The following is a 14,607-nucleotide window of genomic DNA, read 5'->3' as shown; positions in this document are numbered from 1 at the left end:
CGGGCGCGCGAAAGCGCGCGAAAGATAGAGGCGAAGCAGGTGTGACCGAGATGGTCAAAGGAGGTTGTCAAGATGGCGAAAACACTGCCGGAACTGGAAGAGTATCAGTACGGGTTTCGCGATAAGGACGTATCGGTCGTCAAGTTCCAGAAAGGTCTTTCGAAAAAAGTTGTTGAAGAAATTTCCATGATGAAAAACGAGCCGGGCTGGATGACCGATTTTCGCCTTCGCTCGCTGGAGATCTTCTATCAAAAAGGCATGCCCAACTGGGGCGGCGATTTGTCCGACCTGAACTTTGACGACATCACGTACTACGTGAAGCCGTCGGAGAAACCCGGCAAGACGTGGGAAGAGGTCCCGGAGGAAATCAAAAACACATTTGACCGACTGGGCATCCCGGAGGCGGAGCAGAAGTTCCTGGCCGGGGTCTCGGCGCAGTACGAGTCGGAAGTGGTCTATCACTCCATGCGCGAGGACCTGGAGAAGCTGGGCATTCTGTTCACGGATACCGATACGGCGCTGCGGGAGTATCCGGAAATCTTTAAGGAGTACTTCGGCACCGTCATTCCGCCGGAAGACAACAAGTTCGCCGCGCTGAACAGTGCGGTGTGGAGCGGCGGCAGCTTCATTTACGTACCGAAGGGCGTCCGGTCGGAAGTGCCGTTGCAGGCCTACTTCCGCATCAACTCGGAAAACATGGGCCAGTTCGAGCGGACCCTCATCATCTGTGATGAAGACAGCTTCGTGCATTATGTCGAAGGGTGTACGGCACCAATTTACAGTACGAACTCTCTGCACAGCGCCGTCGTGGAAATCATCGTCAAAGACCGCGCGCGCTGCCGTTACTCGACCATTCAGAACTGGGCGCCGAACATCTACAACCTCGTGACCAAGCGGGCTGTGGCATACAAGGACGCGACCATGGAGTGGGTCGACGGCAACATCGGTTCCAAATTGACGATGAAGTACCCGAGTGTGTACCTGATGGGCGAGGGCGCCAAGGGCAGCGTTCTGTCGATCGCGGTCGGCGGCCGCGGCCAGCACCAAGACACGGGGGCCAAGATGATTCACCTGGCACCGAACACGACATCCACCATTGTGTCGAAGTCCATCAGCAAGCACGGCGGCAAGACGACGTACCGCGGATTGACCAGCTTTGCGCCAAACGCGGTGAACTCGAAAGCCAACGTCAAGTGCGACACCTTGATTATGGATGATGATTCGACTTCAGATACCTTGCCGTACAACGAGATCATGAATGACAACGTGACCCTCGAACACGAGGCTTCCGTGTCCAAGGTGAGCGAGGAGCAGCTGTTTTACCTGATGAGCCGCGGCATCTCCGAGGAAGAGGCGACACGGATGATTGTCATGGGCTTCATCGAGCCGTTTACGCGTGAACTTCCGATGGAATACGCAGTCGAAATGAACCGTCTCATCAAGTTCGAGATGGAGGGTTCAGTCGGCTGATATGAGCTGGGTAAAAGTTGCATCGACACAAGAGCTCCCGGTGGGCGAAATGAAGCAGGTCACGGTGGATGACGTGGACATTGCACTGTACCACCTGGAGGATGGGTTTTACGCGACGTCGGACCTCTGCACGCATGCAGATTATCACCTGACGCGCGGCACGCTGTACCGCGGGGTGGTGACCTGCCCGCGGCACGGCGGCAAGTTTGACGTGCGGACGGGGGCGGCGGTTGCGTTTCCCTGCGTCATGCCCGTGGAGACGTACGCCGTCGACGTTCGCGGCGATGAGGTGTACATTGATTTTGAGTGACGGGCGTTTGAGCAAGGAGGGACCATCGTGAAGGTTTCCCAAAAAACGGAGTATGGGCTCCGGGCCATGGTCGCACTGGCCATCTTGGCGGGTCAGGAGCAGCCCATCTCGCTGCCGACCATTGCCGAGTCCGAAGCCATTCCTGAGCAGTTTCTCGATCAAATCGTCGGGAAGCTGCGGCGCGCCGGGTTTGTCAAGAGCGTGCGCGGCGTCAACGGCGGGTACATGCTGAGCCGGCCGCCGGAGGACATTTCCGTTGGGGCGCTGGTGCGCGTACTGGAAGGTTCGCTGTCGCCGATTGGATGTGTGACCGATCGCGGTGCAGACGACGGGCAAGCGGAAGAGAACGCCAGCGAGAACTTCTGCGGCCGCATCCGCGGGTGCCACACGCGGAGTGTGTGGCTGCGTGTGACGGACGCCATCACGCGCGCGCTGGACTCCATTTCCTTGGCAGATGTCATGCTGGACGAAGTGGGTGTCGGCGCGGTCGTCAGTGCGGACCGCTGAGCCGTTACGGAATACAGGTGCATGAAGCGATGATGGGATGGTGTGTATGCACCATCCCTGTTTTGTGTGCGAAGGCCGTTTACATCCGAGATGGCGTTAAAATCCGAGGTCGAGCTTGGGCTGGGCCTGGATGTTTTCCACTGCCTGATCGCGCGTCGCGCAAGCGGCGAGGTATTGATCATACGTTTCGGCGATGTTGGGGTGTTTCTCAAGAATGTCGTGATCGACAATGAGGTGGTGTTCCATATGGTCGTACGAAATGTGGAAACTCGGATTATAACCGGCATCGCGTAACTGATTGAGCAATTGCGTGAGTCGTTCGTTGACAGCGAAGTGTGCGTCTGTCCATTCGTCAGTTCGTATAATGGTCATTTTTGGTCATCCCTTCTTGTTCAGAACGGATCCTCCTGTGAAAATTATACTGTATCCCGTGTCTGAACGCCAGCGCAGGCGCTTTGCCGCCCTTTGCACACCGTGCGGCCGAGCTGCGACCGAGGCTGCATGCCTTTTGGCCGAGTTGCGCGCCTCGAGCCGCGCCCGGTTCTGCATTGACACCGGCAAACGGACTGCGTAGAATAGGGTGTGGATAATGAATGATGATTCATTCACACTTGGACTCACACGAGGAGGGGAGGGGCATCGCGACCAAACGGGACGAGGCAAAGTACGACGCAATTCTCCAGGCGGCAATTGAGGTGATGGCCGAATCCGGTTACCACCACGCGCAAATTTCGCGCATCGCACGTGCAGCCGGAGTGGCGGACGGAACTGTCTACTTGTACTTCAAGAACAAGGAGGACATTCTCGTCTCGCTGCTGCGCCGCAGCATTGGTCATATTGTCGCGCTTGGACAGGCGCGTCTGGGGAAGTTGACAAATGCGGAGGAGAAACTTCGCGAGATTGTATCCCTGTACTTTGAACAACTCGGCGCAAATCCGAAACTTGCAATGGTTACACAGGTGCACCTCCGCCAGGTCGACGCGAACATTCGCAGAGAAATCGGAAGCATCATGCGGCCGTTCTACGATGCGCTGGACGACATCGTCCAGAGCGGCATTGCCGAAGGGGTCATTCGCCCCACGGTGAATCGGCGCATCGCAAGGCGAATGATTTTCGGTACCATGGACGAGACCGTCAGCGCCTGGGTGCTCACTGGCAGCAAGTATCGCTTGACGGATTTGACGGACGATGTGGTCGATGTGCTGCTGCATGGGTTATCTCGCGGCACCGGCTACGGGTCAACTGGCGCTGACGTGCAGGACGCAGCGCAGAATGCGGAGAGGAGTGTCGAAGCGTGAACATCCTGGTTTGCCTGAAGCAGACGTTTGATACAGAGGAGCGCATCACGGTCGAGAACGGCGCGGTCAAAGAAGATGGGGTTAAATTCGTGATCAACCCGTACGACGAGTACGCGGTCGAAGAAGCGATTCGATTGAAAGAGGAAGGCGACGCCGAAGTGACCGTCGTGACCATCGGTCCCGACCGGGCGGAGGAAGCGCTGCGCACCGCCTTGGCGATGGGGGCCGACGAGGCCATCCTGGTGGACGATCCAGCGGCGTTTGGCGATGAATATACAGCAGCGAAGGTGCTGGCGAAAGTGGCACAGCGCAAGCAGTACGACTTGATTATCGGCGGCAACCAGGCCGTTGACGACGGCTCCGGTCAGGTCGCGGTGCGGCTTGCGGAGGAACTCGGTATTCCGCACATCTCCACCCTGACCAAGCTGGTGGTGGAAGGCAATCAGGTCACCGGACACCGCGATGCGGAGGGGGACGAAGAAATTGTCACCGCAACGCTGCCGGTGTTGGTGACTGCACAGCAGGGCCTGAATGACCCGCGCTACCCGTCGCTGATCGGAATCCGCAAGGCTGGCAAGAAGCCGCTGGAGCGCTTGACGCTGGCCGACCTGGGCCTTGACGCAGAGGATGTGAAGCCGCGGACCGCAGTGATTGAGACGTTCCTGCCGAAGCCGAAAGAAGCAGGCAAGGTGCTCCAGGGTGAACTGGCCGACCAAGTCAAGGAACTGGTCCAGTCGCTGCGCACCGTTGACAAAGTCGTCGGCTAAACGAACCTACGGGAGGGGATCACGATGGCGAAAAACGTTCTGGTACTGGCAGACGTTCGAAATGGAAAATTGCGAAATGTGACCTTTGAGATGCTGGCTGCCGCCAACCAAATCGCGGACGGCGGACAGGTTGCGGCGGTGCTGCTGGGCAGCGGCGTCGAGGGCCTTGCGGAGGGCCTTGGCGATGCAGGCGCCGACACGGTGTATGTCGTCGATGCGCCGGAATTGGAAAAGTATACGCCTTCCGCGTATCGCAAGGCGTTCCTGGAAGCGCACAACGATTTTGGCTCGGATGTGCTGCTGCTTGCGCACTCGGCGGTGGGGAAGGACCTGGCCCCGGTGGTCGCGATGCGGCTTTCCGCGGGTCAGGTGTCCGATATCGTCGGCTTCGATATGGAAGGGGGAGACATTGTCTTCACACGCCCCATTTACGCTGGCAAGGCGTTCACCAAGGTGAAGGTGACGGACGGCATCGTGATCGCGACGGTTCGCCCGAACAACCTGCCTGCGCCCGAGTCTGGCTTCGGCAAGAGCGGCACGGTCAAGAAGCTGGCTGTGTCGTTTGAACAGGCTGACCTGACCACGGTGGTCAAGGAAATCATTAAGAAAACCACGACCGGTGTGGACTTGACGGAGGCGAAAATCATCGTCTCTGGCGGCCGCGGCGTGAAGAGCGCGGACGGCTTCCAGCCGCTCCGTGAACTGGCCGATGTGCTGGGCGCAGCGGTTGGCGCCTCGCGCGGTGCCTGCGATGCGGGATACTGCGACTACTCCATGCAGATTGGGCAGACGGGGAAGGTTGTGACACCGGACCTGTACATTGCGTGCGGTATCTCCGGCGCGATTCAGCACTTGGCAGGTATGTCCAACTCCAAGGTCATCGTGGCCATTAACAAAGACCCGGAAGCGCCGATTTTCCAAGTGGCGGACTATGGTATCGTGGGCGACTTGTTCGAAGTGGTGCCGATGCTCACGGAGGAATTCAAGAAGGTATTGGCGACAGCGTAATCAACGCAGCCATTACGGCGGTTCCAGCTTCGGCTGGGGCCGCTGTTTGGGTCTGCCGGGGGGCTGCATCGCTGTTTCGGTGTGATTGGCTGTCGGGGGCTGAATGAACGATGTCCAGGCCGGTCGCCGAGCACAGTCCGGGTGCCGGCCTGGTCACGTTAATTGCCTGAACCGGATGCGAGCACCTGGCCCGTGACGTACGCCCCAGCCCCGTCAACGCTGGGGAAGGGTGCCTGCGGCTTGAAGGTTTCGATGCCGACAATGATGAGCGCGATGACAAATACGATTAGGAAGAACCGTCTCATGTGAATCCTCCTCCGGGTTACCGGAAGTATTCCCGTATGTAGTCCGAAACACCATTCATTGTACCAAATTGCATCGGCAGTTGCACGCCCGCGCGATCACTCAGCTAAAATCTTACCGAAAGGGTATTGGCTCACTCACACAGAAACCTTACCGAAGGGATCGTTATGCGGATGTCAATGCAAAGTCGGCGAGAGTATCTGAGTACAATGCGCGTTCGCTACCTCAGGGCTAGCACCAGGCAAGAGAAATCGCAGATTCTAGACGAACTGGAGCAGACCCTGGGTTATGTCCGCAAGTATGCAATTGCCGCTATGAAACCCAAACCCGAACACGACAGGCCGCCCGCAAAGCGCACTCGCCCTCTTCAATATCTTGAGGCTATGCCCGTGGTTCAGGTGGTTTGGGAAGCGCTCGACTATCCTTGCGCTGAACGTCTGCACCCTGTTCTGGTGAACACTGCCGTGCAGTTGGCCAACCACGATGAGCTCAAGCTCACACCGGAGATTATGCGCGACCTGAAGCAGATTAGCCGCGCCACGCTAGCCCGTCGAATCGCCAAATGGGCGCGTCCCGGCGCGAAACACATTCCTGCTGATAAACGACCATCCGCGCATCTGCGTTCAGAAATCCCGGTGGAGCGCTATGAGTGGGACGAAGGCAGGCCTGGTGCACTGGAAATCGACCTGGTCGAGCATAACGGTGGCTCGTCTCTGGGCCACTTCGCCTACACACTCTCGGTCGTCGATGTAGTGACAGGATACAGCCGACGTCTTGCTGTGCTAGGCCGGGGCCATGCCGGGGTAAAGGCTGCATTGGAACGTATACTGGCTGAATGGCCGTACCCGGTGTGGGGCATCCACAGTGACAATGGTAGTGAATTTATCAATGGCCACCTGATTCGCTTTACGAAAGCCAATAGCTTGGCGTTTACCAGAAGCCGGCCTTACAAGAAGAACGATAATGCTCACGTGGAGCAAAAGAATCGATTCCTGGTACGCGAAATCGTCGGGTACGACCGGTACGACACGCCTGAGCATGTTGCGTGGCTAAACACCGTCTACGCGTGGCTCGACGTGTACGCTAACGCGTGCTTGCCAATGCGTAAGGTCGTCGAAAAGAAACGTGAAGGCAGTCACGTACGGAAGAAGTACGACATTGCCCAGACGCCTTTGAAGCGGGCTATGGAGGCTAATGTCGTCCCGGAAGACAGTAAGCAACACTGGGCTCAATGGGCCGAGTCCCTCAACCCGCTTCAGCTACATAGGCAGCTGGTTACGCTCTTGGCGCAAGGTCCAGAGGGAGACAACGTCACCCCATCGCCCCTGCCCGCACCAGCTCCGTGGGGTGAAGACAAAGAAAGCCGACCAAACGGAACTCAGGGGGCCCACTGAAGACGGAGAGAACTGCCTGTGGATTTGATGGATAACTCTTCGAGTTACCCACAACCTCCACAGGCACCACACAGGGGAAGCCGCTTCGCTCCTCCCCTCTGGCCTCCGGCCATTCACCCCTCCCACTCCTCCTGCAAAGGGGTAAGGATTGGGTTAGATTTTTAAATGAGTTAGCCATTTCTCTTCGGTAAGATTTTTACGTGAGTTGACACGGCCCGGCGCCGTCTCGCTACACTGAAGGCGGTGATGACGCAATCATCCCCTTGCATTGGTTGGATGATTCTATTCTGCCGCCCTGCGGCTGTGCAATACGTTGGATAAAGGAGTCGTTTCATGGATCCGCTGGACTGGACACACCAATGGGAAGATTTCGAAATGTTCATGTACGTCGACGGGACGGCTGGTGAGGATGCTGGCATTCACATGCAGGTGTCCCGCAGGACGCGCGGAGAAGGCGCGGAGGAATGGGAGATTTTGTACGACCGGACCATCGCGCCGCTGGATACGACCGACATCGCGGAGGCGCCCGGCACGGAGGCGTGGGAGGAGCGGATTCTGCGCCGTCATTTGCAAGCGCATCCGGAGCTGGTGGACGAAGAAAAGGCCTACGTTGCGTCATTTTTGCAGAACGAGGCGAAGTGAGACGGCTTCGTTGACCGCTGGACTTGGGATACGAGGTGTGGTTGGAGGCGAACGGGTTGGGGAAGAAGCGAAAGGGCAGAGGGTTTGGTCAGCCGCAGGATTTCAGCGGCGCGGACAAGCCGGACTATGCGGCCGACTTGTTTCGCGATGACAAACCCGCGAAGCAAAAAACGTCGTCCGACAAGAAGCCGGAGGCGGAACCTGCAGCCACGTTGAAAGACCGCCTGGGTGCGGGCGCGCTGGCCCAACTGACGCAGTTGAAGCAGGCGATGCAAGCGGCGCAAGCGCAAGGAGCGGGCGCAGCGAAGGCCAAACCGGGGACGCGCGACCCGTCCGGCACGGCTGGTACTGCCGGCGAGCGCGGCGGTTTGCGCACAAACCGCCAGCATGGGCATGCCGCGCAGGCGGCGGACCGCGGCTCCGAACAACAGGCCGACCAGGACCTGTCGTTCGCCGAGTTGTTCGATCCGGTCGAACCGGACGACGAATCCTTTGAAGAGATGTTGCAGAAGTCGAAACTCGATTGGCGCCATTTTAAAGCCTGAGACGGATGAGAGGCGCAGGTTTGGCTGCCGAATGGTGTTGACGCACAGACAGACAGACTGGTAAGATAAACCTGCTGTTTCAATCCACGCGAAAGGAGGATGTGCCATGCGCATGCAGCGTATGAATCAACCCATTGAGCTGACACTCACCGTATGGTGCATCCTGCGACGACGCGCACTCGATTGATTCACTTTGGTCATCGAATGCTGGCGTCGCGGGGCGGGCCCCGTGGCGCTGGAATATGTTCTTCCAAGCCATGGTGTGCCCATGGCTTTTTTTGCGTGCCGACCCATGCGGCGGCGCACGGACACACCCCGTGGCGCCCCCATCGGCGCACGGCACGCGCTTGGTCAGTTGGGAGGGGAAACCATGCAGCAAGAAGGAGTGGCGGTGACGGAAGGGGCGCCTGCGGCGTTGGAAAACGCACCGATCGTGATCAAGTGTGAACATGTGTACAAGCGATTCGCGGAGAAGGTGAGTCGGCAGGACCGGTCGGCCAGCGGCGGGCGGCGCAAGCGTCTGGTCAACGCCGTCAATGACGTGTCTTTCGTTGCGCGGCGGGGTGAAGTGCTCGGGGTGCTGGGTGCGAACGGATCCGGCAAGTCCACCTTGATTCGCCTCATCTCGACGCTCTTGCTGCCCGATGATGGACTCATCGAAGTGTTTGGGCTGGATGTGACGAAGCACCAGGCCCAGATTCGCAGCCGCATCAACCGCGTTTCAGTCGAAGCATCGTTCTTTAAAAAGCTTTCCGCGCTGGAAAATCTGGCGTTTGCCGGGAGATTGTATGGGATGAGCGGGAAGGAGACGACCGAGCGGGCGAGCGAGGTGCTGCTGCGGCTGGGCATCTCGGAGCAGAAGATGCGTGCGCCGCTCGAAAGCATGTCGCGCGGACAGCAGCAGAAGGTGTCGATTGCCCGTGCGTTCATGACGCGGCCGGAGCTGTTGCTGCTCGATGAGCCGACGACCGGGCTCGACCCGAAGTCGCGGCGGGATGTGCAGGACTTTGTGGAGGAAATCAAGCGTGATCGGACGACGACCATGATTCTCACGACGCACGACATGGCCGAAGCGGAACGTTTGTGCGATCGCGTCGCGATTTTGGACGGCGGCCGCCTGGTGGCCCTGGGAACGCCGGACGAATTGAAGCAGTTGGCGGGGCCGGACGCTCACACCTTTGAGGATGTGTTCTTCGCGTTTGTCGGGAAGGACTGGGAGGAGGTTGCGCAAGAAGATGGGGATGGAGATTGAGTCCGATTCACATTCGGTGTCGAACAAGAATCGACGTCTGCCGGACGACGTAAGCGCGCGCAGGCGAAGACGCCCGGTGCGGTCGGAGCTGAACATCGTCTATGCGTTTCTGGTACGAAACTTTCATTTATCCCGCCGGTATTTGTCATGGGAAATTGTGAACATCTTCTACAGCATTATCAATGCGATGACCATTGGACTGATTGGCTACGAAGTGCCGGCTGCGACGCGGGGTTCGGAAGTGCTGTACCTGGTCATCGGAGCGCTGCTCTGGGGCTTTCTGTCAATCCTGTTTGACGAGGTCGCCAACTCGATTGGGTACGAGCGCTGGGAGGGGACGATTGAGTACACCTTCATGGCGCCGATTCGGCGGTTGACGCACTTGCTGGGCACTTGTTTCTGGGGTGTGTCGTACGGCGTTCTGCGGACGATTGTCGTGCTCATCGTGGTGGCACTGTTCTTTCATCTGCCGATGCACAACGCGAACCTGCCAGCAGCGATTGTCGTGCTGCTCATCTCCAGCCTCAGCTTCATGGGGCTTGGGCTGATTGCGGCCGTCCTGCCGCTCTTGTCGACGGAACGCGGCGTTCAGGCCACCCATATCATTCAGGGCATCATTTTGCTGATTTCCGGTGTGTACTATCCCATCACCGTGCTGCCCCACTGGGCACAGTGGATGGCCTGGCTGTCGCCAGCCACCTACGCGCTGCAGATGACGCGGGCGGCACTCTTGCACCACGCCGGGTTTGGCCTCTTGTGGAAGCAGATGTTGGAGCTGGCGGGTATCGGCATCTTGCTGATTCCCGTGGGACTCGCGATTTTCATGACCGCCGAGCGGTACGCGATGAGAACGGGGCGGCTGAAGCGCAACGGGTGAGTGGGGCCCGCCCGTATGCCAGCCATAGGGCATGCTGCCTTCCTTAGGCGGCCGGGAGCCGGGGGAGATCGCGCCGCTTAGGGCACCAAACCTGCCGAATCGGTGGCCGTAGGGGCTGACTCGGCTGGCCATAAGGAACCAAACCCGCCTAATCGGTGGCCGTGGGGGCCGCCTCGGCTGGCCACAAGGCACCAAACCCGCCTAATCGGTGGCCGTGCGTGGCCCGGCCCGTCCGCCATAAGGCGTGATTCCTTCCTTAGGCGGCCGGGAGCCGGGGGAGATCGCGCCGCTTAGGGCACCAAACCTACCTAATCGGTGGCCGTAGGGGCTGACTCGGCTGGCCATAAGGAACCAAACCTGCCTAATCAGTGCCCGTGGGGGCTAGCCCGTCCGCCATAGGGCGTGATTCCTTCCTTAGGCGACGGCGGAGCCGGACGCGCACCGAGGGCCCGCCGACCCGCGCGCCTATTGAATGATTCGCACAGGTTCGTTAGAATGAATACAATTCAATGGCAAACGTTTCTATGGAGGTGACGCTGACCATGCGTCACAGGACATGGTTTCATCACGGTCGCTTTGCGCGCCATCGGCGGCCTCGACACAGCATACAATTTCAAATCAATCCGTCAAACGTTGGGTGACCGGTTTCCGGTCACCCTTTGTTTTGGTAAAGCACTAGTGTGGCAGCGCGGTCGCAGTCACGGTGTAGTCGCGGTGCAATCAAACGGGTGCATTCAGACATCCGTGTGCAACGGTGTCGGACGCGATCAGCAGGAATTGGGCAATGTAACCATGAAGGAGTGGTGGGTATGTCATTCGTCATCAACTCAAAGAAAAATAGTGCCGCACCTGCATCGGGTGTGGAGGATACAACCGCATCTGTAAGAGGTGCCGAAGCAACGGCCGATCCGGCGGAAGCAACCGGCGCGACGTCGGCCAGCCGCACGGAAGCGCTGGCAGCCGGGTCAATCGATGCAGCCTGGCCAAATGAAGCAGCCGGGCCAATCGATGCAGCCGGGCCAATTGAACCAGCCGGGCCGGTGAAAGAACCGCTGCCACACCCACTGCAAAAAGCGGTCGACAAAACCGTCGTCCTCGACGGCAGCTCACTCACCGTCGAGGACTTGTACGCGGTGGCGTGCGTGCGGGCCGCGTGTGTCATCTCAGATGAAGCGTGGCATCGCGTGCGCGCCAGCCGGGCCCGCGTCGAGTCGCACGTTGAAGCGGGCGACGTGGTGTACGGGGTGACGACCGGGTTCGGCAAGCTGAGCGACGTCCAAATTGGGCCAGAGGATGTCGAACAACTCCAGGTCAACCTGATTCGTTCCCACGCGGTTGGCACTGGCGATCCGTTCCCGCGCGAAGTGGTGCGCGCGATGCTCGTGCTGCGGGCCAATGCGCTCGCCAAGGGCTACTCGGGGATCCGGCCGGAAACCCTGCAGCTGTTGGTGGATCTGGTCAACCACGGCGTGCACCCGGTGGTGCCGTCCAAAGGGTCGCTCGGCGCCAGTGGTGACCTCGCCCCGCTGGCGCACATGGCGCTCGTACTCATGGGCGAAGGTCGGGCGGAGTACGCGGGACAGGTGATGCGCGGCTGTGACGCGCTTCAGGCGGCCGGACTGCAGCCCGTGCGCTTGGGCGCCAAAGAGGGCCTCGCGCTTATCAACGGAACGCAGGCGATGACATCCGTCGGGTCCATCACGGTCGTGGAAGCCAAGCGCCTCGGCCTTTGGGCGGAAGTCTCTGCTGCCCTGACGATGGAGGCGCTGCGGGGCATTGTCAGCGTGCTGGATCCGGCGCTGCTGGCAACCCGCCCGCACCCCGAACAAGAGGAGGTGGCGGCCCGCCTGCGGCGCCGTTTGTCCGGCAGCCAGCGGGTCACCGCTCAGGGCGAGATTCGTGTGCAGGACCCGTACTCCATCCGCTGCATTCCGCAGGTGCACGGCGCGTCGTGGCAAGCGTGGAAGTACGCGCATGAGCGTGTCTCCGTGGAGCTGAATGCGGCCACCGACAACCCGATTGTGCTGGACGACGGCCGGATTCTCTCCGGCGGGCAGTTCCACGGCCAGCCCGTCGCCATCGCGATGGACCTTCTCAAAGTCGCCGCTGCCGAGTGGGCGAACATTGCGGAACGGCGCATCGAGCGGCTGGTCAACCCGCAGCTGAGTGGTTTGTCGCCGTTTTTGGCGAAGCACCCGGGACTTGAGTCCGGGCTGATGATCACGCAGTACGTCGCGGCAGCCCTCGTCTCGGAGAACAAGGTGTTGGCGCACCCGGCCAGCGTGGATTCCATCCCGTCTTCGGCGAACCAGGAGGATCACGTCAGTATGGGCACCATCGCCGCTCGACAGGCCCGCGAAATTGTCCAGAACGCGTTCCGGGTCATCGCGATTGAACTCATCTGTGCCTCGCAGGCGCTGTATCTACAGGGTGTGGAGGATGAAATCTCGCCAGAGAACCGCGCGGCGCTTGCGTGGATTCGCGAAATTGCGCCGCCGCTCGATGGCGACGCCTCCGTGAGCGAAGCCATTGAAGCGCTGGCTGAGGCAATTCGGGAGGTTGCGCCGTGATCGAGTACAAAACCCAAGGGGTGACCGTGTTTCAAAGCGCGCTGTATCAGACGACATCGACGGTGATTGAGACGCCGTCCTGTGTGCTGGTGGTGGATCCGACCTGGCTGCCGCACGAGGTGGCGGACATCCGGTCCTACGTGGACCAGGTGCGCCGCGAACGTCCGCTGTACCTGCTGTTCACGCACTCGGACTGGGACCACATCCTCGCCTACAGGGCTTTCCCGGACGCCGTCACCATCGGCAGCGGAGGGCTGGCCAATCACCCGGATAAGGAGGGCGTGCTCGAGCGGATCCGCCAGTTTGACGCGGAACACTACATTCGCCGTCCGTATGAGCTGGCCTATCCGGAGATTGACGTGGTGGTGCATCACGACGGGCAGCAATTGACCCTCGGGGACACCACCCTCACCTTTTATCTGGCGCCCGGGCATACGCCGTGCGGCATCTTCAGCGTGGTGGCGCAGCGCGGCCGAGCCATCCTGCTGGCGGGCGACTATCTGTCTGATGTCGAGATCCCGTTTCTCTCTGACAGCAGTGAACGGTACGAGGACACGATGCGCAAGGCGGCGCAGATTTTTGAGACGCATCCCGTAGACTTGTTGGTCCCCGGCCATGGGCTGTGCACGGCAGACCGGGACGAGATGCGGCTGCGCCAACAACAATCGCTCACCTATATCGAGACACTCCGGGCGTTTGTGCGTTCCGGGGAGGCCGACACGGAAGCGTCGAACCAGCTCCAGGCGATCATGCAGGCGTACCCGTTTGCCCGTGGATTGCGAGCGCCCCACCAGGAGAACCTGGCGCTCGTTCGACACGAGCTCGGACGCTCGCCGGCATCCAAGGCGAATTCGAACGCATTCTAGCCGCGATCGAACGGCCTTCTCCTGGAAGCCCTTATGAAACGGATTTCTCCTGATTGCGGATCCACCAGCAGGCGAACGATATCGTAGCGTTTGCTCAGCATACGGAGAATTAAGTCCGGTTCATGCATGTTGTGCAGATACCATCCAGAGACGGTACAGCCAAATGACACCTGTGTTGGCGAAAGATCGCTCGTGGTTTCGTAAAAATTACATATCTCCATCAACTCGTGACTGGGTTCTTCCAAGGTCACGTTGTCTCTGTCTACGATGTACTCATCCAGCGGCACTCTCGATGGGATGGGTTGTTGACTGACGAACATTTGAGCCACGATACGACTTTGGGCGCCCTGTGCGACTAGGCCCCAGTACGCTGCTTTTGCGCGCTCGCAAACATCCCGAATTTCAAGCGCTGCGATACGATCGCCTTGATACCATGCCTTTCCCTTGGAAGTGAATGTTCTCAACCGTTCCATGGTCATCGTGATTGCTGGATCGAAACTCATGTTGTCAAAACGCTGAGTCACGTGATCTCTCAAGCAGAATAAAGCAATCACATACTGCTCTAAAGCCGACAAGGGCAGAAGTTTCGACGAACAATCGGGTTGGTCCAATCGCTGGTACGGAACGTGATGTGCAGGGCGGTCGAGGATCCCTGTCATCCGATTCTTATTCCTAGGGTGGTCTCTTACCAACACAGCCCATTCACTCATGCTATACTCCTGTCTGGTTGTGCTAGATACCATCTATATGAAATTTCTACATATTGATAAAAATCCTTTTATTCTCCGAGATTTTTGT

16 protein-coding genes are annotated in these 14,607 nt (G+C 59.2%); 13 read left to right on the top strand and 3 right to left on the bottom strand.

From position 1 onward, the window contains the following. Window positions 1-72: 72 nt before the first annotated feature. From sufB to JI721_RS02860, 3 genes are read left to right on the top strand one after another with little or no spacing between them, the layout of a single operon-like run. On the top strand, window positions 73-1,470 hold the full coding sequence (gene sufB, locus JI721_RS02870) for a Fe-S cluster assembly protein SufB (RefSeq protein ID WP_274456572.1): 1,398 nt from the start codon (window positions 73-75) through the stop codon (window positions 1,468-1,470). Window position 1,471: 1 nt separating this feature from the next. After that, the gene (locus tag JI721_RS02865; protein WP_274456571.1) at window positions 1,472-1,780 is read left to right on the top strand and encodes a non-heme iron oxygenase ferredoxin subunit; all 309 of its coding nucleotides are present in this window, start codon (window positions 1,472-1,474) and stop codon (window positions 1,778-1,780) included. A gap of 27 nt (window positions 1,781-1,807) precedes the next feature. Further along, the gene (locus tag JI721_RS02860) at window positions 1,808-2,287 is read left to right on the top strand and encodes an RrF2 family transcriptional regulator (protein ID WP_274456570.1); all 480 of its coding nucleotides are present in this window, start codon (window positions 1,808-1,810) and stop codon (window positions 2,285-2,287) included. 96 nt (window positions 2,288-2,383) lie between these two features. Here JI721_RS02860 and JI721_RS02855 read toward each other — a convergent pair whose 3' ends face one another. Further along, on the bottom strand, window positions 2,384-2,659 hold the full coding sequence (locus JI721_RS02855; protein WP_274456568.1) for a hypothetical protein: 276 nt from the start codon (window positions 2,657-2,659) through the stop codon (window positions 2,384-2,386). A gap of 221 nt (window positions 2,660-2,880) precedes the next feature. Between JI721_RS02855 and JI721_RS02850 the strand changes: the two genes are divergently transcribed. From JI721_RS02850 to JI721_RS02840, 3 genes are read left to right on the top strand one after another with little or no spacing between them, the layout of a single operon-like run. Further along, window positions 2,881-3,585, top strand: a complete 705-nt coding sequence (locus tag JI721_RS02850) for a TetR/AcrR family transcriptional regulator (RefSeq protein ID WP_274456567.1) — start codon at window positions 2,881-2,883, stop codon at window positions 3,583-3,585. Further along, entirely contained in the window at window positions 3,582-4,352 is a 771-nt protein-coding gene (locus JI721_RS02845; protein ID WP_274456566.1) for an electron transfer flavoprotein subunit beta/FixA family protein, read from the top strand. The genes JI721_RS02850 and JI721_RS02845 overlap by 4 nt, the downstream gene beginning before the upstream one ends. Before the next feature lie 24 nt (window positions 4,353-4,376). Continuing rightward, complete coding sequence (locus JI721_RS02840; RefSeq protein ID WP_274456565.1) at window positions 4,377-5,360, top strand: electron transfer flavoprotein subunit alpha/FixB family protein; 984 nt, start codon at window positions 4,377-4,379, stop codon at window positions 5,358-5,360. A 158-nt stretch (window positions 5,361-5,518) separates the two neighbouring features. Here JI721_RS02840 and JI721_RS02835 read toward each other — a convergent pair whose 3' ends face one another. After that, window positions 5,519-5,665: a hypothetical protein gene (locus JI721_RS02835; RefSeq protein WP_274456564.1), complete on the bottom strand. Its 147-nt coding sequence runs from the start codon at window positions 5,663-5,665 to the stop codon at window positions 5,519-5,521. Between the two features lie 207 nt (window positions 5,666-5,872). Between JI721_RS02835 and JI721_RS02830 the strand changes: the two genes are divergently transcribed. The 7 genes from JI721_RS02830 (at window position 5,873) to JI721_RS02800 (ending at window position 13,809) form a co-directional block, all read left to right on the top strand. Continuing rightward, entirely contained in the window at window positions 5,873-7,057 is a 1,185-nt protein-coding gene (locus tag JI721_RS02830) for a transposase (protein WP_274454799.1), read from the top strand. A gap of 333 nt (window positions 7,058-7,390) precedes the next feature. Further along, window positions 7,391-7,699 carry a hypothetical protein gene (locus tag JI721_RS02825; protein WP_274456563.1) on the top strand — a complete coding sequence of 103 codons (309 nt, stop codon included), beginning with the start codon at window positions 7,391-7,393 and terminating at the stop codon, window positions 7,697-7,699. A gap of 56 nt (window positions 7,700-7,755) precedes the next feature. Beyond that, the gene (locus JI721_RS02820; RefSeq protein WP_274456561.1) at window positions 7,756-8,244 is read left to right on the top strand and encodes a hypothetical protein; all 489 of its coding nucleotides are present in this window, start codon (window positions 7,756-7,758) and stop codon (window positions 8,242-8,244) included. Between the two features lie 370 nt (window positions 8,245-8,614). Further along, the gene (locus tag JI721_RS02815; protein WP_274456560.1) at window positions 8,615-9,496 is read left to right on the top strand and encodes an ABC transporter ATP-binding protein; all 882 of its coding nucleotides are present in this window, start codon (window positions 8,615-8,617) and stop codon (window positions 9,494-9,496) included. Next, entirely contained in the window at window positions 9,480-10,373 is an 894-nt protein-coding gene (locus JI721_RS02810) for an ABC transporter permease (protein ID WP_274456559.1), read from the top strand. The genes JI721_RS02815 and JI721_RS02810 overlap by 17 nt, the downstream gene beginning before the upstream one ends. 809 nt (window positions 10,374-11,182) lie before the next feature. Then, window positions 11,183-12,943: a histidine ammonia-lyase gene (hutH, locus tag JI721_RS02805; protein ID WP_274456558.1), complete on the top strand. Its 1,761-nt coding sequence runs from the start codon at window positions 11,183-11,185 to the stop codon at window positions 12,941-12,943. Next, window positions 12,940-13,809 carry an MBL fold metallo-hydrolase gene (locus tag JI721_RS02800; RefSeq protein ID WP_274456557.1) on the top strand — a complete coding sequence of 290 codons (870 nt, stop codon included), beginning with the start codon at window positions 12,940-12,942 and terminating at the stop codon, window positions 13,807-13,809. The genes hutH and JI721_RS02800 overlap by 4 nt, the downstream gene beginning before the upstream one ends. Here JI721_RS02800 and JI721_RS02795 read toward each other — a convergent pair. Continuing rightward, entirely contained in the window at window positions 13,806-14,519 is a 714-nt protein-coding gene (locus JI721_RS02795; RefSeq protein ID WP_274456555.1) for a hypothetical protein, read from the bottom strand. The two genes, JI721_RS02800 and JI721_RS02795, sit on opposite strands and share 4 nt — an antisense overlap. Window positions 14,520-14,607 lie beyond the last annotated feature (88 nt).

This window comes from Alicyclobacillus cycloheptanicus (assembly GCF_028751525.1).
GTDB lineage: Bacteria > Bacillota > Bacilli > Alicyclobacillales > Alicyclobacillaceae > Alicyclobacillus_L > Alicyclobacillus_L cycloheptanicus.
Note: the sequence above shows the minus strand (reverse complement) of the source record. Positions and strands in the feature narration are given on the sequence as shown.